Raw genomic sequence first — 22,400 nt, 5'->3', positions numbered from 1 at the left:
GCGCCTCGTCCTGAAGGCGTTGCACCGTCCCGCGGGCCGCGCGGCCCGTCGCGGGTGAATGGCTGTTTCGCCCAGGGGGGTGGGGGTACTCCCCGGTACTGCGAGCCTCATAGGTCAGTTCAGCTCCGCGCCGACCGCACTGCCGTCGGGGCGTCGCACGGGCCAGGTGCCGGTCGGCCATCACGCCGAGGGAGAGGCCATGAACTGCAAGACTCAGGTTGCTCTGGCGGCCGGCATCGGCTACCTGCTCGGGAGACAACGCAAGCTGCGCTGGGGCCTGCTGCTTGCCGCGGCGGCCGCGTCCGGCCGGCTCCGGCCCGGTTCCCTGCTGGACCACGGCGCGCGCGCACTCAAGGCGACGCCGGAGCTGGGCAAGCTCGGTGAGATGGGTGGCCCCCTGGTCGCGGCCACGAAGGACGCCGCGCGGGCCGCGGTGACCGACCGGATCGGCTCGATCAGCGACCGGCTGCGTGAGCGCACCGAGACGCTGAAGGGACGGGCCGTGCCCGAGCCCGAGGAGGAGGCCGAGGAGGCACCGGAGCGTGGGAGGCGGCGCGCCGGCGGCGCCCGTCGTGCGCGGCCGCGCGCCGAGCGCGAGGAGGAGCCGGAGGAGGACGAATACGAGGAAGAGGACGAGGACGAGGGAGCCGACGAGGACGAGCGCGAGGAGGAGGACGAGAGCGAGGACCTGGTGAGGGCGGGCAGGCGGCGCGGTGGCCGGCCTCCGGTACGGCGGCGCAGAGAGGGATAGCCCATCATGACTGGACAATCGAGCGGCAAGGTCGTCGGCGGCATCGGCGAGAAGATCGGCCAGCTGGTGAAGGACGAGCTGCAGGAGCTGGCCAAGGCCGCCGGGCGCAGCGCGATCGAGACGGCCGGCCGGAAGGTCGGTTCGTTGACGGAGCACCTGACCGAGTACGCCAGCGGCTCGGGCAACCCAGGTCTCAGCGCGGCCGCGGCCGGCGCCAAGCAGATCTCCGAGGGCAAGTCGCCGGCCCGGGCGGCGATCTCCGGCGGCTGGGCCGGGCTCAAGGAGAAGGTCAAGGGCGTGTTCGGCGGCGGCGGCAAGGGCAAGCCCAAGAAGCTGAAGCTCACCAACATCGAGGAGACGCTGGACGTCGGCGTCCCGGTGCGGGTCGCGTACAACCAGTGGACGGAGTACTCCCAGTTCCCGAGCTTCATGAAGAAAGTCGAGAACGTCGAGAAGGAGTCGGACGAGAAGACCAACTGGAAGGCCCAGGTCTTCTGGTCCCACCGCACCTGGGAAGCCACGATCGTCCAGCAGATCCCCGACTACAACATCGTCTGGCGATCCAAGGGGGCGAAGGGCCACGTCGACGGCGCGGTCACCTTCCACGAGATCGGGCCGAACCTCACCCGGGTCATGCTCGCCATGGAGTACCACCCGCAGGGACTGTTCGAACACACCGGAAACCTGTGGCGGGCGCAGGGCCGCCGGGCCCGGCTGGAGTTCAAGCACTACCGGCGGCACGTCATGACCCAGTCGATCCTTAAACCGGACGAGATCGAGGGCTGGCGCGGTGAGATCCGCGACGGCGAGGTCGTGAAGGACCACGAGACCGCAGTACGGGAGGAAGAAGAACAGGAGAAGGAGCAGGGCGGCCGCGAACCAGAAGCGCCCGAGAAGCCTGAGGAAGAGAAGCCTGAGGAAGAAGACGAGGAAGAAGAGCCTGAGGAGAAGGAAGCGGAAGAGGCCGAAGAGCCGCAGGACGAAGGCGAAGAGGCGGAGGAGCCGGCATCAGGGGAGCGGCCCCGGCGGCGCCAGGAGCAGCCCGTGCGGCGCACCGCAGACCGTTCCGGCCGCGACAGGAGGGATTGACGGCGAGCTGAGCGGACTGCGCCGGATCCGGCGGTACCCCCGGGGCAAGGGCGATTCGGAGGTGGCCCGACATGAGCCATAGCCCGTACTCCGGCTCCGCGCTCGCCTCCGGCGGCAGCCGCGCGGCGGCGCCCGGGCACCAGCCGGCGAACCTCGGCGACATCCTGGAGCGCGTCCTCGACCGCGGCATGCGGGCTCTGCCAGCGCAAGATGCAAGCCCAGCACTCACACGACGTCGCGTACTACCGGTGTCGATTCCCTCAGGAGTACGCGCTGGCGAACATCATCGACCATCCCCGCAACGTGATCATGCGGGAGGACGTGATGATCGGTCCGCTCGACGCCTGGCTCGCCACCGCGTTTGACCCGGTGGGCCGCGAGCAGACGATTCGAGCGCTCGCCACCGCATCACTCGACGACGACCGGCCGGACCCGATCGCAGCGGCGGCGCGAGCCGCGATCGAAGAGTGCGACACGAAGCTGGAACGGTACCGCGCCGCGCTGGAAGCGGCGCGGATCCGGCGATCGTCGCCGGATGGATCAGAACCGCCCAAGCGGCTCGTGTCATTGCCGAACGGGATCTGAGTAGCCGAACCACGCGGCCGGACCGCGCGCTGACCGTCGAACAGGTCACTCGACTGGTCGACGAACTGGGTGACCTCGCGACCGCAGCCGGGGGAGGCCTCACCTGAGGACAAGGCCGCCGTATACCAGCAGCTTGGGCTGCGTCTGGTCTACTACCCAGACAAGCAAGCGGCGCATGCCCACATCGATCTGGGCATGCGCCATTGGGAAATGGTTGGTGTCGAAGGGGGGATCCCGGCCCTCGTTTTGTGGCAGCCTGCACAATGCAGGTGTCCATACGAGAATCTTAGCTATCGCGAGCTACGACCTCAAACGTGGTTTTCTGTCTATTTGCCCGGCCGTTTTGGCAAATGAGCCCACAACGGTTCGACTGCGGTTCGTCCATGGCAGCCAGGTCGGCGGTGAACTCTTGGGCGTTGACGAACATCAGCACGTACTTCATCGGTGATTCCTCCCCCTCGGTCTGCTGGAACATGGCGGCCGGTCGACGCCCCATCTCCTCCTGGCTGACGTCCTCCACGTGTGATGCCACCACCCCAAGCCGTGCCCGAAGGGGCAGGGTCCCGCCAGAGTCGTGATGGGTGTCCGACTTGAGGTGCTTGGTGTAGACGCGCCTTTGCTGGCGGTAGTAGGACGGGCATGACCGATTCGAAAGATCATCGAGGTTCTCTACGCCTTGTTGATCGCTTCCGAAGTGAGTCATGCCCGCATCGCATCATCGCTGATCGTCTCGCTGTCGGCCGCACGGGCCGGACTCTCCGCGCAGGAACTGGCTTCCGGGCTGCCCACGGCCCTGGCGCGGGTGCCCGATCCGCGTGCTCGCCGGGGCATCCGTCATCAAACTTGCGGTCGTGGTCACCGCAGCGGTCTGCGCGGTGGTGGCCGGCAACCGCTCGTACACCGCGATCGGAGAATGGGTCGCGGACCTGCCCGCCGACACGGCGGTGCTGCTGGGCATCGACGCGGACCGGCGACCGTCCGAGGCGATGATCCGCAGACGGTTGCAGGCCCTCGACCCCCGATCTGCTCGCCGCCGCGGTCGGGAAATGGCTCGCCACACGGACTCCCGCACCAGCGCCCGGATCCCGGCGAGCGATCGCCGTGGACAACAAGACCCTGCGTGGCTCACGCAGCCGTGACAGCCCTGCCCGGCACGTTCTGGCCGCCGCCGACCAGCACACGGGCATCGTGCTGGCCAGCATCGACGTCGACACCAAGGCCAACGAGATCACCCGCTTCGCCGCCCTGCTGGACCACGTCAACGACCTGCGCGGCATCGTGGTGACCGCCGACGCGCTGCACTGCCAGCGTGACCACGTCGCCTACCTCGCCGGGCGCGGCGCCCACTGAATCCTGACCGTCAAAGGCGACCAGCCCAGCCTGTACCAGCAACTGGCCGGCCTGCCCTGGCGGCTCGTGCCCGACGCCGACCGCGACTCCGCCCGCCGACACGGCCGCCGCGAGATCCGCACCCTGAAGATCCTGTCCGTCTCCACCGGCATCGACTTCCCCACGCCGCGCAGGCGATGCAGATCCGGCGCCGCCGGCGCCGTCTCGACGAGCCGAAGCGCTTCACCACCCAGACCGTCTACGCGATCACCGATCTCCAAGCGCACCAGGCGAAACCGATGCACCTGGCCGACTGGATCCGCGGACACTGGTCCATCGAGAACAAGACCCACTGGGTTCGCGACGTCACCTACGACGAAGACCGCTCCCGCTCAAGGCGGCCGTGTTCATCGGCAGCCTCGTCAGGTGCCGGTCGGCATGGGATTCGGTGGAATGTGGCCGGTGGGGAGGATGTCGAGGGCGAGCGCGGCGTGTATGGCGTCGCGCCGGGTGTGGACCGCCAGCTTGCGGTATATCGACGCGACGTGGGTCTTCACCGTGTTCGGGGAGAGGTGCAGCTCGGCGGCGATCTCGTGGACGGTTCGGTGTCCGGCCAGGTGTCGCATGACCGAGAACTCACTTGGGCTCAACGGACCGCCCGCCGGTGGGGTGATGGCCGTCGAGGGGAGATGGTTGAGGGTCGGGGCGAGTACGTGGTGGTTGGCATGGAACGGGTGCCGTAGCTGTTCCAGGTCGGCGAGGACCATGGCCTGGCGCAGCAGGTGCGTGCCGTGCTGCGGGTCGCCGGTGGTGGTCGCCTGGTGCGCCATGAGCAGGCGGTGCTCGACCTGGTGGAACAGCGAGAGGCGTGGGTCGTGGAGCAGGGGCCGCAGCAGTTGGTCGAGGCGGGCCTGCGGTTGGCGGGCGAGCACGAGTTTCGCGGTGGTGATCGCTGCGGTCGACGCGGGGACGGCGGCTGCGTCGGCACGCCAATGCCGGTGGGCGTCGTAGAGCTGGCCGGTGGCGACGAGGAGCTCGATCCGTAGCACTCGTGCGGCCCATTGCGGGACCAGCAAGGCGTCGTCGCCGTCAACGATGAGTCGTTGGACGACATCCAACGCGGCGGCGTAGTCGTGGCGTTGCTGGCAGAGCAGCGCGGCCTGGAACTGCTGGGCGGCGACGAGCGTGGGTACCGACTGCCACAGTTGGACTGCGAGCGCGTCGAGGTGCTGCACGGCCGCTTCGGGTGTGCCACGTTGGACGGCCACTTCGGCAAGGATCAGCCGCGCCCAGCCGCCGTCGTGGGAGCCCACGAGGCCGTTCGCGCGAACGTCCTCGCCGAGGGCGTCGGCGTGGCGGACCGCGTCGCGTAGCCGGCCGGTCATCCGGGCGGTGACGGCGTGCAGGCGCAGCATCGTGCTTCGTCGCAACGGGCTGCGTCCGGTGGCCGACCCGTCGGAATCAAGCGCTGCCCGCGCAGCTTCGTAGTCCCCTCGGCGCAATGCATGCCAGATGGGTTGCGCCGAGTGCTGGATCAGGTCAGCCGGTCCTGCTGCCTTCCGCCGGACGGCGGTCGTCGAGTGCCGGACCGTGGATGGCGGGCCTGCGGTGTCGTTGCTGACGCTGCGGTGCGCGGCGAAGGCGCGGGCGAGTGGTGCATCGTTGGTGAGTGATGCCCAGAGGCCCGGAGTTGCGGCGGTGACAGCCGCCTGTGGGGTGGCCTCGCGGATCTGCTCGCCGTGCTGCTGCATGATCCTGATGGCCGATGACCGGTCGGCCGCGGCCAGTGCGTGACGCAGTCCTTCGGCGGGCTGGAGGTGTGCGGTGTACCAGTCGGCGGCGGTGGCATGCAGTCGGTGCGTGCGGGCGGGGTCGTCCTCGGTGAGTGTGGTGTAGAGGGCGGTGCGCCAGAGCCGGTGGTAGCGGTACCAGGCGGACGTGTTGTCAAGGCGGGTGGCGAACATATCGTCGCGGGCGAGGTCGGCCAGGACGTCTGCGGCGTCGGTGCGGCCGGTGAGCGCGGCGAACAGGTCCGGGCAGACGGATTCGACCACGCTGGAGTCGCGTACGGCTTGGCGGAGGTCGGCCGGGTGCCTGCCCAACACGTCCCGCATCACGTACTCCGACAGCCCCGCGCCGGTGCGCAGCAGCTGTTCCAGGACGCTTTCCGGCTCATGCGGTTCCCCGTTCAGCATCGCGGTCGCGACCGCGAGCCCCGCAGCCCATCCCTCGGTGGCGGCGTACAGGCGCCTGCTGACGGCCGTGGTCAGGTCAAGCCCTCGCTGAACGCAGAGGGTAGCCGTTTCGGCGGCGGTGAAGGCCAGGTCACGCCCGCGGAGCGCGTTGATCTGGGATTGAGCCAGGCGTTGCGGGGATCCGTCCGGCGGGGCGTGCCTGCCCAGCAGCACGACGTGCAGGCGATCCTCACTGGTGGCAAACTGATGGACCTGTGGCAGGAAGCCGGTGCCGGCAACCGCCTCGGTGCCGTCCAACACCACGATCACCTGGCCGCCGATGTGCGCCGGAATGCCCTCATGCAGCGCCTGGGCCAGCTCGGCCGCGTTGACCGCCCACGACGGCCACCACGAAGGGGAGCGCAGCGGCGCCTGCCACCATCGGACGGTAGCGCACGCGGCGAGGTCCACGAACACTGACCGGGACAACGCGCCGACCGCCTCGATCCAGTCCACGACGAGATCCGTCTTGCCCGCACCGGCCGGAGCATAGACCGTCGTGATCGACTGCCGGTCAGCCGCGGCGAATGCCGCGTGCAGCCGGGTCCGGCGCAGATGCCGTGACGCGACGGCCCGACCACCGACGATCTCAGGTGAGGATACATAGCCGACCATCATTACCCTCTGGGTGACGTCGAATCCTTGACCTACAGAATTCGCCACCGGGGTCCGAGGTGACGCCCGACGATATCGCAATCCGGTCGGCCGTTTCCAGCCCAGCAGACAAACCAGCCGCGCAGCTTCTATTAGGTCCCTCGGATGCGGCCCTGCTCCAGGTACTGGATGGCGTCCGGTTCGTCCAACGGTCATGAGGTTCGATCCATGGCCATGTGAGCTCCCGCCCGTGGTGAAGCAGGCATTGCAGCGTGCGATGCTCCCTGGAGTCCGATGCGAGGACCGGCCGGCGGACAGGCTGTACTGAGGAGATGCTGTGGCAGTGCGTCAGGCAGTGGTGAGGTCCGGCAGGCTGCTCAGGTCGGTGACCACGAGGCGGGCGACCTCGCTGAGCCGCCGGTTGGTCCGCCGGGCGTAGGCCCGGATCAGTTCGAAGGCCGCATCGACGGAGATGTGATACGACTGGGCGATGGCACCCTTGGCCTGCTCGATGACGATCCGGCTGTTCAACGCCCCTTGGAGTTGTTCGGTGAGGACCTCACCGCGGCGGATCGTCCGTTCCTGCAGCAGGCCGATCGCGGCGACGTCGGCCAGGGCCTGCACGATCTGCACGTCGGCATCATCGAAGGCGGTGCTGCCGGTGCCGAAGACGCCCATCGCGCCGATCACCTCGTTGCGCAGCCGCAGCGGGAACGCATGCACTGAGCGGAACCCGGCGGCCGTGGCGTAGGGCGCGAACCGCGGCCAGCGGGCGCTTGCGGTGCGCAGATCGGCATTGACGACCGGCTCGGCGGTGCGGAACGCGTCCAGGCAGGGGCCGTCCTGCCACTGCAGCTGGAACAGCTCCAACAGCTTGGTGGTCTCGTCCGAGGCGGCCATGAACCGCAGCCGGTTCTGCTCGTCGGCCAGCAGCAGCCCTACGGTGGCGGTGTCGATAAGCCCGGCGGCGCGGTCGGCGAGCATCTGCAGGAACTCGATCAGGTCGAACTCGTCGACGAGGGTGTCGGCGACCTCGACGAAGATCCGCGCCAGGCGTTGCTCGGATACGGTAGTCATGACGGCTTCCCGGCCTTCCTACAATCGTCGTCGCGGTGGTCCTTGCGGTGGTCATGCGTGGTCGCTGTCGAACCGCAGCCGGCGGGCGACGATGTCCGCGGCCACCTCGCTCAACGGCCGGTTGCTGGCATAGGCGTGGGCCCGGATCCACACCAGGGCATCGGTGAGGGGTATGCCCAACTGGACCATGACCATTCCCTGGGCCTGGAACAGCTCGGCGCCGTGCTCGAACACCTCGTCGAACTCGCCGACGCCGGCCCGTTCCTGACCGTCCAGCAGCGTCATGACCATCAGGTCGGCGAACGCGAACGCCTGACCCAGTTCCGCTCGGGACAACGAGCCAGGGCGAGTGCGGAAAACGTCCAGGACGCCGAGGCGGGCCGCACCGATCTGCAACGGAAACGCGAACACTGCCCGGACCCCGGCGTCGCGGACCGCGGGGGTGTACAGCGGCCATCGACTCGTCGCTCCATCTGCCAGATCGCTCACCAGAACGGGCCGACCGGACGCAAAGGCATCGATGCAAGGGCCTTCGCCGAGGGTGAACTGCAGCTCCTCGATCCGTGCGGTGCTCGAGTCCGACGCTGCGGCCATGCCGTGCACGCCGTCGCTGGCCATCACGCTCACCCCGGCTCCCGAGGCAGACAGCGCCTGCACGACGTCGACGCAAACACGCTCCAACAGCTCAACCACGCCGGCCATCTTGCGTGACAGCCAGGCGTCGAAGACACGGCGGGGCACTTGACGGATGAGCATCGGCCGTGCCGATTACGACAGCCCAGGGCAACGGGTCACAACTGCCGGCAACACGTTGGTCTTGGCGCCAGCTCATGACCGCACCCCTCCGCAGACCGGCACTGCCGGCCAGGGCAGTCAAGCGCCGGGATCGGCGTCGTGCGCTGACGCTACTCCCCAGCTGTGCGTCAAGACAATGCGGGCAGCGCAGGCAGGTGACATGACGGCGGGCCAGGATCATCAGCTGCCCGATCGCCGGTGTCCCTCGCGGTACGCGGCCCGCCCGTGCCGGAGCAGGGCGTTCAACTCCTGGCTGATGTGCTCGTCGTAGCCCATCGCCGGCGGGAACGGAAGTCCTTGTGCCCGCAGATGATCGGCAACCCGCCGATTGGCGATCGTGAGCAGCCATGCGTGTGCATCGTCGTGCCACAACCTCGACGCCGGTGCGAGTCGCCACACTTCGACGAAGACCGCACGGACGATCGACACAGCGGCGGCAGTGTCGCCCAGGCCGGCGCGAACGTGGACGAAGATCCGGCGGACCAGGAGACGGTGGAGATGGGCAAGGGCAGCCGGGTCCCCGCCTGCGATCTCCCGGACGAGACTGTTGTATGACGTCGAAACGATGGACGGGTCCACCTGCGGTGTTGTCATCGGAGCTCCCAACGATGCCAGCAGCGAGGGCACCGCCGGGGTCCGGAGCGGTCGAGACGCGCCAATGGTAGGCCACTGAGGGGTTCGACAGCGCATGAGCGATGCACCAGCCCTCTTTCGGGGTTCATCATCGGAAACCGACCCGGTACGCCTGACAACGGTTCCCGCGGCTGCGGCGCTGGTCTTGCACATAACGATCACCGGGTGCTGCTGCTGAAATGGCATCGGCGGGCGGCTCCAGACGAGGCCGTCGTCCGCTGCTCCAGCGCATCGCCCTTGGTGCATCGCTGCGACCACTCACTCAATCGACATCTGGCGGCGAAGCGTCAAACCGCCCGGAGTCGATGTCGGTCGGGAAGATGATGCACAGTGACGTCGCCCGACCTGCCGGACGTGAGATCTCCAGGCGTCCGCCGTGTGCCTCCACCCAGTCGGTGAGGCCGACGAGCTCCGTGCCGAGGGACAAATCGGCTTCCCCGACACCATCGTCGCGGACCGAGACCACGAGGAACTCGCGCCCGGTCGCCCGGTTGACGGTGGTGTCGACATCGACATTGATCGAGAGAGAGTGCGCGTCCTTGGCCGCGTTCGTGAGCACCTCGCATACGGCGTCGTACGCGGCCACCTCGACGCTGCGGGGCAGCTGGCGCTCGGGACCAGGGCTGATCGTGACTGGGACGGCCGAGCGTCGCGCGAGCGCCTTGAGCGCAGGCATGAGCCCGGCCTGGGTGAGGAGGGCCGGGTGGATGCCGCGTGTGATCTCTTCCAGGACCGTGAAGAGGTTTGTCAGGCCGTCGATCGTGCGGGAGAGCCGCGCCTTGAGCTCGTCGAGTTCGTCCGGCACGATCGCCTCCGCCGCACGAAGTTCCAGGCCGAGCGACACCAGACGCTGCTGGACGACGTCGTGGACGTCGTGTTCGAAGCGACGGCGGTCCTCCTCGACGCCACGGACGATCCGGGCACGTGACGCGTTGCTCTCGACGTTCGCCATCGCGGTGGCCACGCCCTTGGCGAACTGTGCCAGCCGCTCCTCGGCGCCGGGTGGCGGTGGCTCCCGGCGGGACCACAGCACCACGAGGGAGCCCCACGGGCGGCCACCCACCGTGATCGGTGCGGCGACCGACGAGGTGAAGCCTTCGCGGCGCGCGAGGTCGGCGAAGGCACCGGGACAACCGTCGTAGCTGTCCACCCTGGCCGGGCGGGAGGCTCGCAGCACCGGCTCCGTGACGTCGCCGTCCATGTGGAATCGCCGACCCAGCCAAGTCTCGGTGCCGGGCGTGCCGTACCCGGCGAAGACGGTGACGGTGCCGGCGGACGTATAGCGCATCAGCCTGGTGGCGTCCGCGTCCAGCAGCGTGGCGGCCTCGGCGACGATCCCGGCGAGCACATCGGCCGGGGGAGCACCGGACGCGACGAGCACCGCCACCCGCCGCAGACCCGCCTGTTCCGTCGCGAGGTCGTGCACTTGGTCCCGGCTCGTCCGCAGGGACTCGGCCATCGCCTTGTATTCGGTCGCGACTGCCAGCAGCGTCTCCAGCTGGGGCACCACGCGTTCGCGGAGGCGCTGCAGGGTCGCCTCGGGCAGATCGGCGGGGACGAGGAGGGTGCCGGGCTGCGAGCGATACCGCAGTGGCAACGCAACCCGGCGCTCGTCGCCTGGGACGCTGTCGAACTCGATCGCAGCGAACGGCACCCGCAGTTGCAGCGCCAGGCGGCGCGAAACCTCCGGCAGCACCGAGCGCACATCGTCCGCGCACATGATGAGACGGCTCAGCACGGCAAGGAAGTCCGCCTCCTGGTATGCCTCCATCAGCGGCCCCTTCGCCGACCAGACGCATCGGCGCCCACACTATGCCGGTCACCGGTGACCACCGGGGTGAGACACCGGGTGACCATCCCGCCGGTCGACCGGCCCGACCCCATGGCAGCCCACGGCGTGGGGATGGCTGTTCCCCGGTAGCGGTAGCGTGTGGTGCGCATCTTGTCCGGCTTGAACAGGCCGATCTCCGGCGTGGTTGGCCAACTGTCGCCAGGTCCTGGAATCTGATGCCGACGTCGCGGCTCTGGCTGCCAGACCGAAGTCACGAGCCGCGTTGGGCGCCGATCGGCGGCGGGTCCGGTGGAACCTCGCCGGCCGAGAGAATCCCGAGGGCTTGTGCAGCGGGTACGGCGTCGCGCCGCACTGCCGTCTTGCGATAGATCGACGCGAAGAGCGGTTTGCGGACGAGCCCACGTGCCACTTCAGCCGTGTAGCTTTGCACCAGAGGTCTCCCGTGCGGTGGGAGTTCGGTCGGCTTGAGTCAGCGCAAGTGAAATCCCCGTGATGTCGTCCGAAGGGCGGAGCATCGGCCATGGAGTTCGACGTCACTATCGAGATCCCCAAGGGAACGCGCAACAAGTACGAGATGGATCGCCGGACCGGTCGGATCCGGCTGGACCGTACCCTCTTCACCGCGACCCAGTACCCGGCCGACTACGGTTTCATCGAACACACGCTCGGCGAGGACACCGACCCGCTCGACGCACTGGTCATGGTGCAGGAACCGACCTTTCCCGGCTGCCTCATCCGTTGCCGGGCCATTGGCATGTTCCGTATGCGCGACGAGAAGGGACCCGACCCGAAGGTGCTGTGCGTGCCCACGGCTGACCCTCGCCTCGGGCACCTGGGCGACATCACGGATCTGGAACACTTCTACAAGCTGGAGATCGAACACTTCTTCCAGATCTACAAGGACCTTGAGCCGGGCAAGAGCATCGACGTCGAACGCCGGACCTGGGCCGACCGGGCGGAAGCCGAGGCGGAAATCAAACGCTCGCAGGAACGCGCCCGCCCATCGCTGCCTGCCGGGTGAGCAGGATGCGGCCGATGTTCGTCGAAGTACGGCACCTGGCCAGGCCCGCCCGTCATCGGACGGCAGACCTTGGCGTGTCGAGAGTGTTGCGTCACACCGCCGGCGGGTTCGGCAACCGGGCGTGTTGCAGGGTACTGATGAAGGCCAGGGTGGATTCGGCGCCCTGGTTGAGGTTGGGTCCGTGTGGGGCCAGGCTGTCGTATCCGCCGCCGGTGCTGGGATCCCACATCGCGCCGAGGCCCGCGAAGGTCATGGCGCGCAGTGCGGTGGACCGGCGGCTCGCGGCGACGGTGAACGCCGTCAACGCCTCGATGCGGATCCAGGGTGCCGGGCTGCGGGCCGCTGCCGTGCCCAGGCCCCACAGCGCGCGCCCCCACCAGTCGCCGAGCCCGGGCTCGTCGGTCCAGCGCCGGTCGTGGGAGAGTTCGGCGATGCGAAGTTGTTTGGCTCCAGCTGGTTCGGGCGCGGCGGCGGTGGTGTGGTCGGTTGGGGTCGTAGCATCAGCGCAGGGCGGGCCGGTCCGGGCTCCTTTCCGACAGTTGAAGCGCGGACCGGCCCGGCGCTGTCTGGCAGGTGATGGTGGGGTGTCGGCGCTTCGGGTTGGCTCGTTGGTTGGGTGTGGAGCGGTTCGAGCCGGTGGGGCCGGTCAGCGGCGATGAGGTCACGTGTGGCGTGGTGGATGCCGCGTTAACGGCGTTGGCGGCGCGCCGTGGCCTGTGGACGGGCGATGACCGGGTGATGGTGCATATGGTCGCGAGCTTGATCGATCAGGCGCGGCGTTGTCTGCCGGAGCTGGTCGGTGAGTTGCTGGCCGAGGGCGACTGCTCGTGGGACGACGTCGCGCGGCTGCGGGGGTCAGCGTCGAGCAGGCCCGGCAGCGGTTCGATCCGGCGTCGCCGGTGGCCGACGGCCGCTGGCTTCTCGATCTGGACGGCTGCGGCCCGGCGGGCTGGGCGCGGTTCTGGGCGGGTGCGGCCGTGGCTGCGGGGCTCATGCGGTGCCTTTCCTGGTGCGTTTGAGCAGCTGGTCATAGATCGCCACGGACGGCAGCGGTCTGGTGTCCTCCGGCAGCACGGGCCGCCGGGGATGCAGGGTGATCACGGTCCCGTCGACGGACGGGCCGGTGGGCAGGTCGACCTCGCCGAGCAGGTCGGCGAGGTCGTCGTCCTCGTCGGGGCCGGCCGCCGCGGCGACGGCCGAGCCGAGCGTGATGTCCTCAAGCGATCCGTGGTCCTGTGGGTCAACGTCATGGCCGCTGGACCTGCGCGCCGGACTCAGCGCGATGGCCTCGTGGGCAGCTGCCCTTCCTCGTGATCGAGTTCCCGTTCCAGCGCGCGGAGGCCCTCATCCGGCAGTCTGCCGGCGTCACGCCACTGCAGTAGTTCCTCCCGTTGGGCATCGATGACCTCCCGGCGGACGTACAACGCGGCCTCGTGTCGCGGCGACGCCGGCACGTGCACCAGGTCGGTGCTGCTGAGCTGATCTCGTCGATCCTGATAATGGGTCAACTGGCCGCGGAGTTGCCCGCGCATCGTCTCGATCGAGTGGGTCTCGACGTCGTCGTGCGGTTGCGCCGCCAGTTCGTCGAGCCTGGCCAGGGCGGCCTCGACAGCGGCCGAGCGTGCCTCGTTGCGTAGCCGCGCCTGGTCGACCTCGTCGGCGCGCACGCCGAGCGCCCGGACAAGCGGTGCGAAGGTGAGACCTTGACCCACCAGTGTGACCAGTACGACGACGAACGTGCAGAACAGCAGCAGATCGCGGTTCGGGAACGGAGCGCCGTTGGCGGTGACCAACGGCAGGGTGGAGATCGCCGCGAGGCTGATCACGCCTCGGGTGCCGGACCAACTGAGGACTATGACGTCGCGACCCGCGAGCCGCTGGGATACGCGATCGTGTGACGGAGCCGCCCGCGTCTTGTCAGCCCCAGCACGGTCGTGGTCGTGAGTCTGGCCACCCAGCCAGACACGCAGCGATCGGGGCAGCGACTGGGTCAGCACCAGCCACACCGGGCGCAGCACCAACACCACACCGACAGTGATCGTAACCGCGATGACAATCGTGGCCGGGTCGTACCCCACAAGTCCGCGCACGGCCCCGGGCAGCTGCTGCCCTATCAGCAGGAACACGAAGCCTTCGAGCAGGAAGTCGACCAGCCGCCAGACCGCGCTCGTCTGCAGCCGGCTCGCGCCCGAGGCCGACCGTGGCCGGTGGTGCCCGACAATCAGCCCCGCGACGACCACCGCGAGCACACCCGAGACATGAGCCGTTTCGCCGAGCAGGTAGGCCCCGAACGGGGTGGCCAGGGAGACGGCGTTCGCCATCAACGGGTCGCTGCCCAGAGGTCGCGTCAACAGCCGGACACCGTAGGCGACCAACGCTCCGGCCACGACGCCACCCGCCGCAGCGATCAAGAACTGACCGAGCGCGGACGGTGCCGAGAAACCGCCACCGGTGGCCGCGGCGACGGCCACATTGAGGATCGTGAGCGCCGTGGCGTCGTTGAGCAACCCCTCGCCCTGGATGAGCGTGAGGACTCTGGGTGGTAGGCCAACCTTGCGCCCGACCGCGAGCGCGGCCACCGGATCGGGCGGTGCGACCGCCGCGCCGACCGCAATACCGGTGGCCAGGGTCGCTCCCGGGACGAACCATTGGAAGCCGGTGCCGATCATCACCGCGTTGAGGAAGACCAACAGCACCGACAGGCTCACGACGGTATGTAGGTTGCGGCGGATCGCGAGCAGCGACGAGTCCAAGGCGGCGCTGTACAGCAGCGGTGGCAGGACGAACGCCATGATCATGTCGGGGGCCAGGACGACACCGGGTCCTGGCAATATGGCGTAGCCGATGCCGATGATCGACAGAAGCGCCGCAGCCGGCAAGCCGGTCCGGTTTGCGACCCACCGCACCAATACGACCACAGTGACGGCGGCAAGCACGAAAAGCAACGTCGACTCGACGCTCATGGCGTCCATTCTCCCGGACCTGACCTGCGAAGAGGCGAGATGGCGGCCTTACCACGGTGACCGCCGAGGCGCCGCGACACACCCGCTGACGGCCCGGAGAGGCACCATCGATGCCTACTCCTCCCCGCACGCCTCGCGATCTCGCTGCGAGGCGGCACACATATCCGTCCGCGCAGGGGACGTGGGGGCCGGGACGGAAGCGCGTCGCTGCCCCGTTCCGCTTTCCCGAAGATGTGAGCCTGGTCCCGCAGGCACCGTCTCGACGGTCTCGGCGGCGGCGTACCGCGGCAGCCGCCACCGGCCTCCACGACGGTGAATGGGATGCCGCGTTCGGCAAGATTCCGGGCGCGGTGGCTCAAGGATCAATCTGGACAGGGAACACAGGTCGGCGGGCCAGATGTCGAACAGATATTCGTCGTGGTGCCCCCGGCACTTGCGGCACTGTAGGCCAGCACCGAGACGGCGCGGCGCCAGGGCGACACTCCAGGCGGGGCTACAGATGATGCCAATTCGGCTCAGAGACGCTGTTATTCGTGAGATCCGTTGAGGTCTCGACCGGGTACCAGCGTCAGTCGGACGCCCTCCCGCAGTTCCTCGACGCGGAAACGTTCCGCTTGGCCGTTCTCGGGCAGCATGGCGTCGTAGAGCTCAGCGTTGCTGATCTCGATCGTGCCGCCCGCTATGCCGATCAGGACGCTGAGAACGGCGCGTAGATTAACGTCACTGAGGTACTGCACGTGGACCGCCTCCACCCGTGAGACGACGTCCCTCGCACCGGGTGGTACGCAGTGTGCCGTCCGGTCGTCGACACTACCCGTCCAGGCACCACCGGTGCTCCGCCCAACGTTGACGGCGTTCGCCGTGGTCCTTCCGTCGCATGTGTGGCACGGCGGCTCGTACCCACCCGGGCGTGGTCCCGTGGGCGCGTTGCAGTTGTGATTTCCGAATACTTGGCCAGCGCCTGGTGGGTATCTGATCCCCCGGGCGCTCTGTGTTTCCGGTCATCTCCGGATGTGGGCGATCAACACCGCGACGCTGGGACCCGCACGGTGTGGGCCCAGATCCAGCCTTCCAAGGAGAAGACATGGCTATCGGCACTGTGAAGTGGTTCAACGCGGACAAGGGCTTCGGGTTCATCACCCCGGACGGCGATGGCGCGGACGTGTTCGCGCACTTCTCGGCGATCGTCTCGAACGGCTTCCGCAGCCTTGAGGAGAACCAGCGGGTCGAGTTCGACATCACGCAGGGCGCCAAGGGCCCGCAGGCCGCGAACGTCCGCGCCATCTGAACCTACCGCCGGCCGCGTGCCCGCCGTCCCCAGACGGTCGGCCCGCGGCGGCGTCGGCGTAACGCCCGCCCCGAGGAGGAACGCACGTCCACAACGTCCGAACTCATCCAGCGGCAGGCCTGGCCCACTCGTGCGGCCGCCGGCAGGCGATATTCGAGTACATCGAGGGCTGGCACAACACCCGCCGACGGCACTCCAGCCTCGGCTACCAAAGCCCCGCGCGGCGTGTGTCAGGCGGCAACGGCGACCTGGACTTCAGGGGCGTTGAGGATCGAGGACCGGTCCTTGTGACCGCGCTCGTAGTCCAGCACCGCGCGGATCTGGTCCTCGTCAACCTCCCGCAGCCGGGCACGGATCTCGCCCACGTTCATCCGGTCGTACTCCGGCCACGGCTCCGCGCCGTGCAGCTTCTGGATGGTCTCCAGGATCGGTATCCGGTTGAGCGTCACCCGCTCGTAGGCCTCGACGGTGGCCAGTTCCAACTGGGACAGCCGTGTCAGCCAGTCACGGATCTGCTCCACCGACAGATTGTCGTAGTCCGGGATGACAGACCGGGCTCCCTGCCGCACGGCCTCACGCCGGGCGAACTGCAGTACGTCAGCGGCTCCGTCCCGCAATCGATGCATGCTCTCCCGCAACTGCGGCAGTCCCAGCATCTGCACTGCGCCGATACGTCCGATCTGGTAGACCGGCTCACCCTCTACCTCCGCGAAGACCACCGCCTCCGCGAGCCGGTCCAAGGACGCGTAGCACTCTGACAGCATCTCTTCGCTCTGCGCCTGTAGGTCGACAGCGAGCTTGGCGGTGCGCTCATCCCTGCAGGTGTGGGCGATCTGCGCCAGCGCCCGATAGTTGGCGTCCAGCACGCCCGTGGCCGCGCACAGGTCACGGGCGTTCTTCAACACCCGCTCCTCACCACCTGGGCCGCGCAACAGCTGCACCGGTACCGTTGCCAATGCCACGGCCTGCCCGCCCGTCACCCGGGCGATGTCCATGCCCAGGTGCCGGATGCTGCGGCGGACTCCCAGCTCACCCAGCCGGTCCGACACCCGGGACACCCGCTCGCGGGACCGTTGCCGCTGCGACTCCAGCCGCCGTCGGTAATCCCCCTCCGGGGTGACGGCGATGTTGACGGCGAGCATGGTGGTCAAGGCGTACTCCGCCGCACGTGCGTCTTGCAGATACTGAACGACCTTCTCTCGGACAGTCGCCATGTCGTTTACTCCTTGGGAATCGGCGAAATGGTGGTGAGATCGGTTCTGGTTCGGTTCCGGATCGGTTCCGCATTGGCTGTTCCTGTAGACAGCCGGTTCCCCGCATACGCCCCGCAAACCGGCCGGGCCCCACTTCGGCATACGGCACGACCGTCATCACCCGAAACCCGGCCACGAACTGACCCGTCCGGAGGGTGTGACGCAGCTTCCCGAACGGTCGCGTCAACCCAGCGTGCAGTCCACGTCTGGGACCGACCGGGGTGGTTTGCCGGTTCAGGGTGCCGGAGGGGCCGAGTCGTTCAAGGCGGCCAGCACGGTCGGGATGGCGTCGGCGACGCAGTCGAGGTCTGGCACGGCACGATGGTCGGCGTGCAGGCCGATGTGGACCGAGTCACGGTAGGTCGACACTGCGATGGCCAGCGCCTGGCCATGGGCCAGCGGAGCGATGGGGTACACATGCTGGAGCGGGGCCCCCGCAAGCGCCATCGGTCGCGAGGGGATCGGGACGCTGGTGATCGTCGTGTCGAACAGCAACGGGCCGGCACGACGCAACAGCGGGATGGTGATGAGCTGCACCGGGGCCGGCATCCGGTCGGCGAGCACCGGGAACGCCCCAGGGCCACGGGCGAATCCGGCGGCCTTGTTGCGATCCATCGCGGCACGGATCTCGCGCAACACACCAACCGGGCCGTCCTGGTGGATCGGCAGATCACACAGGTACCCCGACAGCACATTGTGCCGTTGCGGCCCGTCGGTGCGGCTGCGTCGGCTGACGGGGATGAACGTCCGGACACCGAGGCCCTGCGAGCACCGGTCGTTGGCGATGAGCCAACGCTGCAGGGCGCCGGTGATGACGGCCAGCAGGACGTCGTGTTCGGTGCCGCCGTGCCGCCGGCGCACCTGCCTGACGTCACGGGTGTCGAGTCGGACGAGCGCGAGCCTGCGTACCGTGGCCGGCCGGTCCGCCGGCGACACAGCACTGCCGTGGTCAGGGTTGCCGAGCGCTGACGGCAGCAACGCGGCGAGGCGCACGTGCGACAGCACCGACGCGGCGATGCTCACGGTACTGGTTGCCAGATCGAACGCGCGGGGAAGCTGCAGGATGCCCCGGATGGCGACGCCGGTGACGGTCTGTGCCGTTCGGAACGCACGTTCGGCAGATGTCTGCGCGGCCGGTACGGTGGACGGCGCCGCAGCGGCCGGCTCCGGTTCGCCATGGTCCGGCCGACCGGGCCGACGGTCGGCGAACCCATCCAGAAGGCGAAGACCGAGCTCGACCGTACGCAGTCCATCGGCCATGGCATGGTGCAGCTTGATCAGCACCGCGAAGGGACCCTCGGGCAGGCTGGTCATCAGGTGCAGTTGCCACAGCGGCCGGCACAGATCAAGGGGTTCGGCCATCAGTTCGCTTGCAAGCGCCGCCGTCTCCTCCGCGTCCGGGCTCAGCTCGTGGAGGTGCAGATGCCGGGCCAGGTCGAACGTCGTGTCCGCGGTCCACGCCGCGCCGCCGGGCGGCAGCCAGGCGGCACGGAGGCGCTGGCGCAGCGACGGTATCCGCGTGACGCGCTCGGCGAGGACCGCGGCGAGTTGCGCGGGCGGAATCGGTTCCCGCGGGTCGAAGATCGCCAGTGCGCCCAGCTGCATCGGTGCCTCGGGAGACTCCAACCGCAGGAAAGCAGTATCGAGGGAGCTCAACCGCTCGTCGTCCACCGACAGCCTCTCTCCTGGCGATGTTGGCCGAATGCGGCGCCTCCGCCTGCACGACCCACGCTGCACCAATGTCGGGCCTCCCGCGGCCCGTTCGACCAGGAGCGCCCGAACATCACCCCGGCAACGGCTCGAATCACCCAGGGCGAGCGGCGACAACAGCTGGGTCAGGATGCGACATGCAGCTCGTTCCGTACGCTGGTCACGCCGGCGGCGCTCCGGACGGATCACACCATCACCGCGGGGCATCCCCACTGTCTCCGAGCCCCGCGGCACGTGCGAGGTCCGTCGGTGCTGCGGGGCTGCGGTGCTGCGGTGTCCGTGCGGTCGGCGTCGACGGTGTGGCGGCGTAGGGTGTAAATGTTGCGATGTCACGTCAGCGGGTTCGCCGCCACTCGCATCGATGCCTTGCTCCCACGGTAGTCGGTATCAGGCACCAGGCCGTCGTGATGCCGCCACCTGCAGGCAGGCAGCGCCATTCGCTTTTGCTCGCACGCATTGGAGCCGATAATGACCGGTGAGGCGGCGTTCCCTCATGCCTGCGGGCCGCCCGGGCCGCACTGTTCGCTTTCTCGCAGTACCGGAGACTGAAACACGGCAGGCGCCCCTGCCCGCGCCCGACGAGCGAGGCCGCCCTGAGCCGGCTGCGAGCACCGTTCGACATCGGGTCCGGCGATGCGTCCGGGCCTGCCCGATGAGCTTGCCCGGCCCGGACCGTCAGTCGGGGCACGTCGGTTGCTCGCTCACCCTCGACGTGGCCGCGCCGGGCAGCATCGTGATCCAGATAGTCGCTGCCCGCCGGCCAGGGGTGACGATCAGCGAGCGTCTGGAGATCGTCAACAACATGGTCGCGTTGCCCGCGCAGGAACTGGCCGGGGCGGCCGGCGGGCGGCAGCATCTGCTCCATGTCCGGCCCGGCAGCGTGACCATCGAGTACGACGCGACGATCACCGCCGGGCCTGGCACGCCCGTTCAGGTGACCGATGAGGAGCGGGTGGCGGCATTGCGTCCCAGCCGGTACTGCCCGTCGGACCGACTCACCGGCATGGCGCTGAGCCACTTCGGTGAGCTCCCCACCGCGCTGGAGCGGGTGCGGGCGATCTGCGACTACGTATGGCGGCACGTGATGTATATGTCCGAGTCGAGCGGGCCCGCCACTGATGCGGTGGACACGCTGTTGTCCGCCCGCGGCGTCTGCCGCGACTTCGCGCATCTCGTCGCCGCGCTCTGCCGGGCGGTCGACGTCCCCGCACGCGTCGCTGCCGTGTATGCCCCCCGGCCTGGCCCTGATGGACTTCCACTCGGTGGTGGAGGTCGCGTTGGACAGCCGCTGGCAGGTGTGGGACGCGACACGGCTGGCGCCCCGCCCGACGCTGGTCCGGGTCGCCACTGGCCGGGACGCCGCCGACATCGCGTTCACCACGGTGACGGCCGGTCGTGCCGTGCTGCGCAGCCTGGAGGTCAGGGCGGTGTCCGCCGGCGATCTTCCCGGGGACGACCACGACGGGCTGATCGCCCTCGGCTGAGCCTCGGGAGTGCCGCGGCCGGGCGCCCACACGTGGGGCACGTGGACGCGGCTGGATCCACGTAGGTGCGGCCCGGCGGCCGCCGGCGTTGATCGCCCGGCTCAACCTGGCCACGTTCGTGTTCGCCTTCCGGCTGGGGCTGGAGGCCAACCCGGCTCGCTGCGCGAGGTCGGCGTCGCCGCCGGGTTCCACCATTGACCTGCGGTCCGCCACGGAGGCGGCCGGGTCGCGGTTACCAGTCCAGGTCCGTCACCGCTTGCCGGCGTGCGGCACGCCGGCAAGCTCGGCGCGGCCGGTCCATCGGCGAGCTGGCCGGCATTCAGGTCGTCGCGCCTGCGCGCCGGTCAGTCAGCGGTGAGATCGGGCAGGCTTGTGACGTCGGTGAGCACGCGAAGAGCGACGTCGCTGAGCCGCCGGTGGGTGCGCCGGGCGTGGTCCCGGATCAGTTCGAAGGCCGCGTCGACGGAGATGTTGTGCGCCTGCGCAACAGCCCCTTTGGCCTGCTCGATGATGATGCGGTTGTTCAGCGCGCCCTGCAGCTGCTCGGTGAGCATCTCGCTGTGGTGGATCGCCCGTTCCTGCAGCAGGCCGATCGCGGCGACGTCGGCCAGGGCCTGCACGATCTGCACGTCGGTGGCGTCGAGGGCGGCGCTGCCGGTGCCGAATACGCCCATCGCGCCGATGACGTCGTTGCGCAGCCGCAGCGGGAACGCGTGCACCGAGCGGAACCCGGCGGCCGTGGCGTAGGGTGCGAACCGCGGCCAGCGGGGGCTTGCGGTGGACAGGTCGGCGTTGACGACCGGCTCGGCAGTGCGAAACGCGTCCAGGCACGGCCCGTCCCGCCACTGCAGCTGCAGCAGCTCCAGCAGAGAGGTCGTCTCGTCCGAGGCGGCCATGAACTGCAACCGGTTCTGCTCGTCGGCCAGCAGTAGGCCCACGGTGGCGTTCTCGACCAGCCCGGCGACGCGGTCGGCAAGCATCTGCATGAACTCGATCAGGTCGAACCCGCCGACCAGGGTGTCGGCCACCTCGACGAAGATCGTCGCCAGACGTTGTTCGGATACGGTGGTCATGACAGCTTCCGGCCTTTCTTGTGGAGTTCGTGCCACTGTTCATGCGTGGTCGGTGTCGAGGCGGATCCGGTGGGCGAGGATGTCGGCGGCCACCTCGCTCAACGGCCGGTCGGTGGCGTAGGCGTAGGCCCGGATCCGCGCCAGCGCCTCCGCGAGGGAGATGCCCAACTGGACCATCACCATGCCCTGGGCCTGGAACAGTGCGGCACGGTGCTCGAACGCCTCGTCCAACTCGTCCACGCCGGTGGTCCGTTCCTGACCGTCCAACAAGGTCGTGACGACCTGGTCGGCGAGCGTCAGCGCCCGGCCCAGCTCCGGTCTGGACATCGCCCCGGAACTGGCCCGGAACACATCGAGGACGCCGAGGCGAGCCGCCCCGATCTGCAACGGAAACGCGAACACCGCCCGGACCCCCGCGTCCAGGATCGCGGTCGTGTACATCGGCCATCGGCGCATCGCCCCGTCGGTCAGGTCCGGCACCAGCACGGGGCGGCCGGCCGCGGCCGCGTCGATGCACGGGCCCTCCCCGAAGGTGAACTGCAGCTCCTCGATCCGCGCGGTGTTCGGGTCCGACGCCGCGGCCATGCCGTGAGCGCCGTCGGAGGTCATCAGACTCACCCCAACCCCCGAGGCCGACAATGCCCGCGCAGCGTCGACGCAAGTCCTTTGCATCAGCTCCACTGTGCCGCCCACCTTAGGAGGGTGTCCGGTGATGAGTCCGACCAGTGA

General features: G+C 68.9%; 23 protein-coding genes and 1 pseudogene. 10 read left to right on the top strand and 14 right to left on the bottom strand.

The features are described from left to right. Positions 1-199 precede the first annotated feature (199 nt). The 3 genes from ABT369_RS54160 to ABT369_RS54150 all read left to right on the top strand — a co-directional run bounded on the left by ABT369_RS54160 (position 200) and on the right by ABT369_RS54150 (position 2,425). Positions 200-751 carry a hypothetical protein gene (locus tag ABT369_RS54160; protein WP_350625920.1) on the top strand — a complete coding sequence of 184 codons (552 nt, stop codon included), beginning with the start codon at positions 200-202 and terminating at the stop codon, positions 749-751. A gap of 6 nt (positions 752-757) precedes the next feature. Next, positions 758-1,840 (top strand): SRPBCC family protein, encoded by a 1,083-nt coding sequence (locus tag ABT369_RS54155; RefSeq protein ID WP_350625918.1) that lies wholly within the window; start codon positions 758-760, stop codon positions 1,838-1,840. Between the two features lie 210 nt (positions 1,841-2,050). Next, positions 2,051-2,425: a hypothetical protein gene (locus tag ABT369_RS54150; RefSeq protein WP_350625916.1), complete on the top strand. Its 375-nt coding sequence runs from the start codon at positions 2,051-2,053 to the stop codon at positions 2,423-2,425. Positions 2,426-2,711: 286 nt separating this feature from the next. On the opposite strand, the gene ABT369_RS54145 is transcribed toward ABT369_RS54150, so the two are convergent. Further along, complete coding sequence (locus ABT369_RS54145) at positions 2,712-3,128, bottom strand: hypothetical protein (protein WP_350625914.1); 417 nt, start codon at positions 3,126-3,128, stop codon at positions 2,712-2,714. 112 nt (positions 3,129-3,240) lie between these two features. On the opposite strand from ABT369_RS54145, the gene ABT369_RS54140 reads away from it, so the two are divergent. Both ABT369_RS54140 and ABT369_RS54135 read left to right on the top strand, forming a co-directional pair. Continuing rightward, complete coding sequence (locus tag ABT369_RS54140; protein ID WP_350625912.1) at positions 3,241-3,564, top strand: transposase family protein; 324 nt, start codon at positions 3,241-3,243, stop codon at positions 3,562-3,564. Next, positions 3,527-3,775 (top strand): transposase, encoded by a 249-nt coding sequence (locus tag ABT369_RS54135; RefSeq protein WP_350625910.1) that lies wholly within the window; start codon positions 3,527-3,529, stop codon positions 3,773-3,775. The genes ABT369_RS54140 and ABT369_RS54135 overlap by 38 nt, the downstream gene beginning before the upstream one ends. A gap of 401 nt (positions 3,776-4,176) precedes the next feature. Here ABT369_RS54135 and ABT369_RS54130 read toward each other — a convergent pair whose 3' ends face one another. The 6 genes from ABT369_RS54130 to ABT369_RS54105 all read right to left on the bottom strand — a co-directional run bounded on the left by ABT369_RS54130 (position 4,177) and on the right by ABT369_RS54105 (position 11,309). Beyond that, positions 4,177-6,606 (bottom strand): winged helix-turn-helix domain-containing protein, encoded by a 2,430-nt coding sequence (locus ABT369_RS54130; RefSeq protein ID WP_350625908.1) that lies wholly within the window; start codon positions 6,604-6,606, stop codon positions 4,177-4,179. Positions 6,607-6,930: 324 nt separating this feature from the next. Further along, on the bottom strand, positions 6,931-7,659 hold the full coding sequence (locus ABT369_RS54125) for a GAF and ANTAR domain-containing protein (RefSeq protein ID WP_350625906.1): 729 nt from the start codon (positions 7,657-7,659) through the stop codon (positions 6,931-6,933). A gap of 51 nt (positions 7,660-7,710) precedes the next feature. Then, positions 7,711-8,361, bottom strand: a complete 651-nt coding sequence (locus ABT369_RS54120; RefSeq protein WP_502891950.1) for a GAF and ANTAR domain-containing protein — start codon at positions 8,359-8,361, stop codon at positions 7,711-7,713. A gap of 273 nt (positions 8,362-8,634) precedes the next feature. Continuing rightward, positions 8,635-9,048 carry a sigma factor gene (locus ABT369_RS54115; RefSeq protein WP_350625902.1) on the bottom strand — a complete coding sequence of 138 codons (414 nt, stop codon included), beginning with the start codon at positions 9,046-9,048 and terminating at the stop codon, positions 8,635-8,637. 301 nt (positions 9,049-9,349) lie between these two features. Continuing rightward, complete coding sequence (locus ABT369_RS54110) at positions 9,350-10,858, bottom strand: GAF domain-containing sensor histidine kinase (protein WP_350625900.1); 1,509 nt, start codon at positions 10,856-10,858, stop codon at positions 9,350-9,352. Positions 10,859-11,129: 271 nt separating this feature from the next. Continuing rightward, the gene (locus tag ABT369_RS54105) at positions 11,130-11,309 is read right to left on the bottom strand and encodes a hypothetical protein (RefSeq protein ID WP_350625898.1); all 180 of its coding nucleotides are present in this window, start codon (positions 11,307-11,309) and stop codon (positions 11,130-11,132) included. Positions 11,310-11,399: 90 nt separating this feature from the next. Here ABT369_RS54105 and ABT369_RS54100 point away from each other — a divergent pair, with 90 nt between their 5' ends. After that, positions 11,400-11,900, top strand: coding sequence for an inorganic diphosphatase (locus tag ABT369_RS54100; protein WP_350625896.1), 501 nt, complete (start codon positions 11,400-11,402; stop codon positions 11,898-11,900). 91 nt (positions 11,901-11,991) lie between these two features. Here ABT369_RS54100 and ABT369_RS54095 read toward each other — a convergent pair whose 3' ends face one another. Continuing rightward, positions 11,992-12,204 carry a hypothetical protein gene (locus ABT369_RS54095; RefSeq protein WP_350625894.1) on the bottom strand — a complete coding sequence of 71 codons (213 nt, stop codon included), beginning with the start codon at positions 12,202-12,204 and terminating at the stop codon, positions 11,992-11,994. 314 nt (positions 12,205-12,518) lie between these two features. On the opposite strand from ABT369_RS54095, the gene ABT369_RS54090 reads away from it, so the two are divergent. Further along, positions 12,519-13,214 carry a hypothetical protein gene (locus tag ABT369_RS54090; protein WP_350625892.1) on the top strand — a complete coding sequence of 232 codons (696 nt, stop codon included), beginning with the start codon at positions 12,519-12,521 and terminating at the stop codon, positions 13,212-13,214. On the opposite strand, the gene ABT369_RS54085 is transcribed toward ABT369_RS54090, so the two are convergent. Together ABT369_RS54085 and ABT369_RS54080 are read right to left on the bottom strand one after the other, a co-directional pair. After that, entirely contained in the window at positions 13,175-14,863 is a 1,689-nt protein-coding gene (locus tag ABT369_RS54085) for a Na+/H+ antiporter (protein WP_350625890.1), read from the bottom strand. The genes ABT369_RS54090 and ABT369_RS54085 overlap by 40 nt on opposite strands. Before the next feature lie 527 nt (positions 14,864-15,390). Continuing rightward, positions 15,391-15,600: a hypothetical protein gene (locus ABT369_RS54080; RefSeq protein WP_350625888.1), complete on the bottom strand. Its 210-nt coding sequence runs from the start codon at positions 15,598-15,600 to the stop codon at positions 15,391-15,393. A gap of 347 nt (positions 15,601-15,947) precedes the next feature. On the opposite strand from ABT369_RS54080, the gene ABT369_RS54075 reads away from it, so the two are divergent. After that, positions 15,948-16,151 (top strand): cold-shock protein, encoded by a 204-nt coding sequence (locus ABT369_RS54075; RefSeq protein ID WP_350625886.1) that lies wholly within the window; start codon positions 15,948-15,950, stop codon positions 16,149-16,151. A gap of 230 nt (positions 16,152-16,381) precedes the next feature. On the opposite strand, the gene ABT369_RS54065 is transcribed toward ABT369_RS54075, so the two are convergent. Together ABT369_RS54065 and ABT369_RS54060 are read right to left on the bottom strand one after the other, a co-directional pair. Beyond that, complete coding sequence (locus ABT369_RS54065) at positions 16,382-17,365, bottom strand: DUF8129 domain-containing protein (protein WP_350625884.1); 984 nt, start codon at positions 17,363-17,365, stop codon at positions 16,382-16,384. Positions 17,366-17,638: 273 nt separating this feature from the next. Next, positions 17,639-19,075: a wax ester/triacylglycerol synthase family O-acyltransferase gene (locus ABT369_RS54060; protein WP_350625882.1), complete on the bottom strand. Its 1,437-nt coding sequence runs from the start codon at positions 19,073-19,075 to the stop codon at positions 17,639-17,641. Between the two features lie 532 nt (positions 19,076-19,607). On the opposite strand from ABT369_RS54060, the pseudogene ABT369_RS54055 reads away from it, so the two are divergent. Both ABT369_RS54055 and ABT369_RS54050 read left to right on the top strand, forming a co-directional pair. Continuing rightward, positions 19,608-20,294 (top strand): annotated as a pseudogene (locus ABT369_RS54055) (transglutaminase-like domain-containing protein); the annotation flags it as partial. 46 nt (positions 20,295-20,340) lie between these two features. Then, complete coding sequence (locus ABT369_RS54050; protein WP_350625938.1) at positions 20,341-20,598, top strand: ricin-type beta-trefoil lectin domain protein; 258 nt, start codon at positions 20,341-20,343, stop codon at positions 20,596-20,598. Positions 20,599-20,942: 344 nt separating this feature from the next. Here the strand turns inward: ABT369_RS54050 and ABT369_RS54045 are convergent, their stop codons facing one another. Together ABT369_RS54045 and ABT369_RS54040 are read right to left on the bottom strand one after the other, a co-directional pair. Further along, positions 20,943-21,671 carry a GAF and ANTAR domain-containing protein gene (locus ABT369_RS54045; RefSeq protein ID WP_350625880.1) on the bottom strand — a complete coding sequence of 243 codons (729 nt, stop codon included), beginning with the start codon at positions 21,669-21,671 and terminating at the stop codon, positions 20,943-20,945. 39 nt (positions 21,672-21,710) lie between these two features. Further along, positions 21,711-22,343 (bottom strand): GAF and ANTAR domain-containing protein, encoded by a 633-nt coding sequence (locus ABT369_RS54040; protein WP_350625877.1) that lies wholly within the window; start codon positions 22,341-22,343, stop codon positions 21,711-21,713. Positions 22,344-22,400 lie beyond the last annotated feature (57 nt).

This window comes from Dactylosporangium sp. NPDC000244 (genome assembly GCF_040300725.1).
GTDB lineage: Bacteria > Actinomycetota > Actinomycetes > Mycobacteriales > Micromonosporaceae > Dactylosporangium.
The sequence above is the reverse complement of the archived record's forward strand: the minus strand, read 5'-3'. Positions and strand labels throughout refer to the sequence as shown.

Coding starts and splice junctions, on each gene's coding strand:
- ABT369_RS54160 (WP_350625920.1), top strand. CDS start 200: ATGAACTGCAAGACTCAGGTTGCTCTGGCGGCCGGCATCGGCTACCTG.
- ABT369_RS54155 (WP_350625918.1), top strand. CDS start 758: ATGACTGGACAATCGAGCGGCAAGGTCGTCGGCGGCATCGGCGAGAAG.
- ABT369_RS54150 (WP_350625916.1), top strand. CDS start 2,051: ATGCAAGCCCAGCACTCACACGACGTCGCGTACTACCGGTGTCGATTC.
- ABT369_RS54145 (WP_350625914.1), bottom strand. CDS start 3,128: ATGACTCACTTCGGAAGCGATCAACAAGGCGTAGAGAACCTCGATGAT.
- ABT369_RS54130 (WP_350625908.1), bottom strand. CDS start 6,606: ATGATGGTCGGCTATGTATCCTCACCTGAGATCGTCGGTGGTCGGGCC.
- ABT369_RS54125 (WP_350625906.1), bottom strand. CDS start 7,659: ATGACTACCGTATCCGAGCAACGCCTGGCGCGGATCTTCGTCGAGGTC.
- ABT369_RS54120 (WP_502891950.1), bottom strand. CDS start 8,361: ATGGCCGGCGTGGTTGAGCTGTTGGAGCGTGTTTGCGTCGACGTCGTG.
- ABT369_RS54115 (WP_350625902.1), bottom strand. CDS start 9,048: ATGACAACACCGCAGGTGGACCCGTCCATCGTTTCGACGTCATACAAC.
- ABT369_RS54110 (WP_350625900.1), bottom strand. CDS start 10,858: ATGGAGGCATACCAGGAGGCGGACTTCCTTGCCGTGCTGAGCCGTCTC.
- ABT369_RS54100 (WP_350625896.1), top strand. CDS start 11,400: ATGGAGTTCGACGTCACTATCGAGATCCCCAAGGGAACGCGCAACAAG.
- ABT369_RS54085 (WP_350625890.1), bottom strand. CDS start 14,863: ATGAGCGTCGAGTCGACGTTGCTTTTCGTGCTTGCCGCCGTCACTGTG.
- ABT369_RS54075 (WP_350625886.1), top strand. CDS start 15,948: ATGGCTATCGGCACTGTGAAGTGGTTCAACGCGGACAAGGGCTTCGGG.
- ABT369_RS54065 (WP_350625884.1), bottom strand. CDS start 17,365: ATGGCGACTGTCCGAGAGAAGGTCGTTCAGTATCTGCAAGACGCACGT.
- ABT369_RS54050 (WP_350625938.1), top strand. CDS start 20,341: ATGCCCCCCGGCCTGGCCCTGATGGACTTCCACTCGGTGGTGGAGGTC.
- ABT369_RS54045 (WP_350625880.1), bottom strand. CDS start 21,671: ATGACCACCGTATCCGAACAACGTCTGGCGACGATCTTCGTCGAGGTG.
- ABT369_RS54040 (WP_350625877.1), bottom strand. CDS start 22,343: ATGCAAAGGACTTGCGTCGACGCTGCGCGGGCATTGTCGGCCTCGGGG.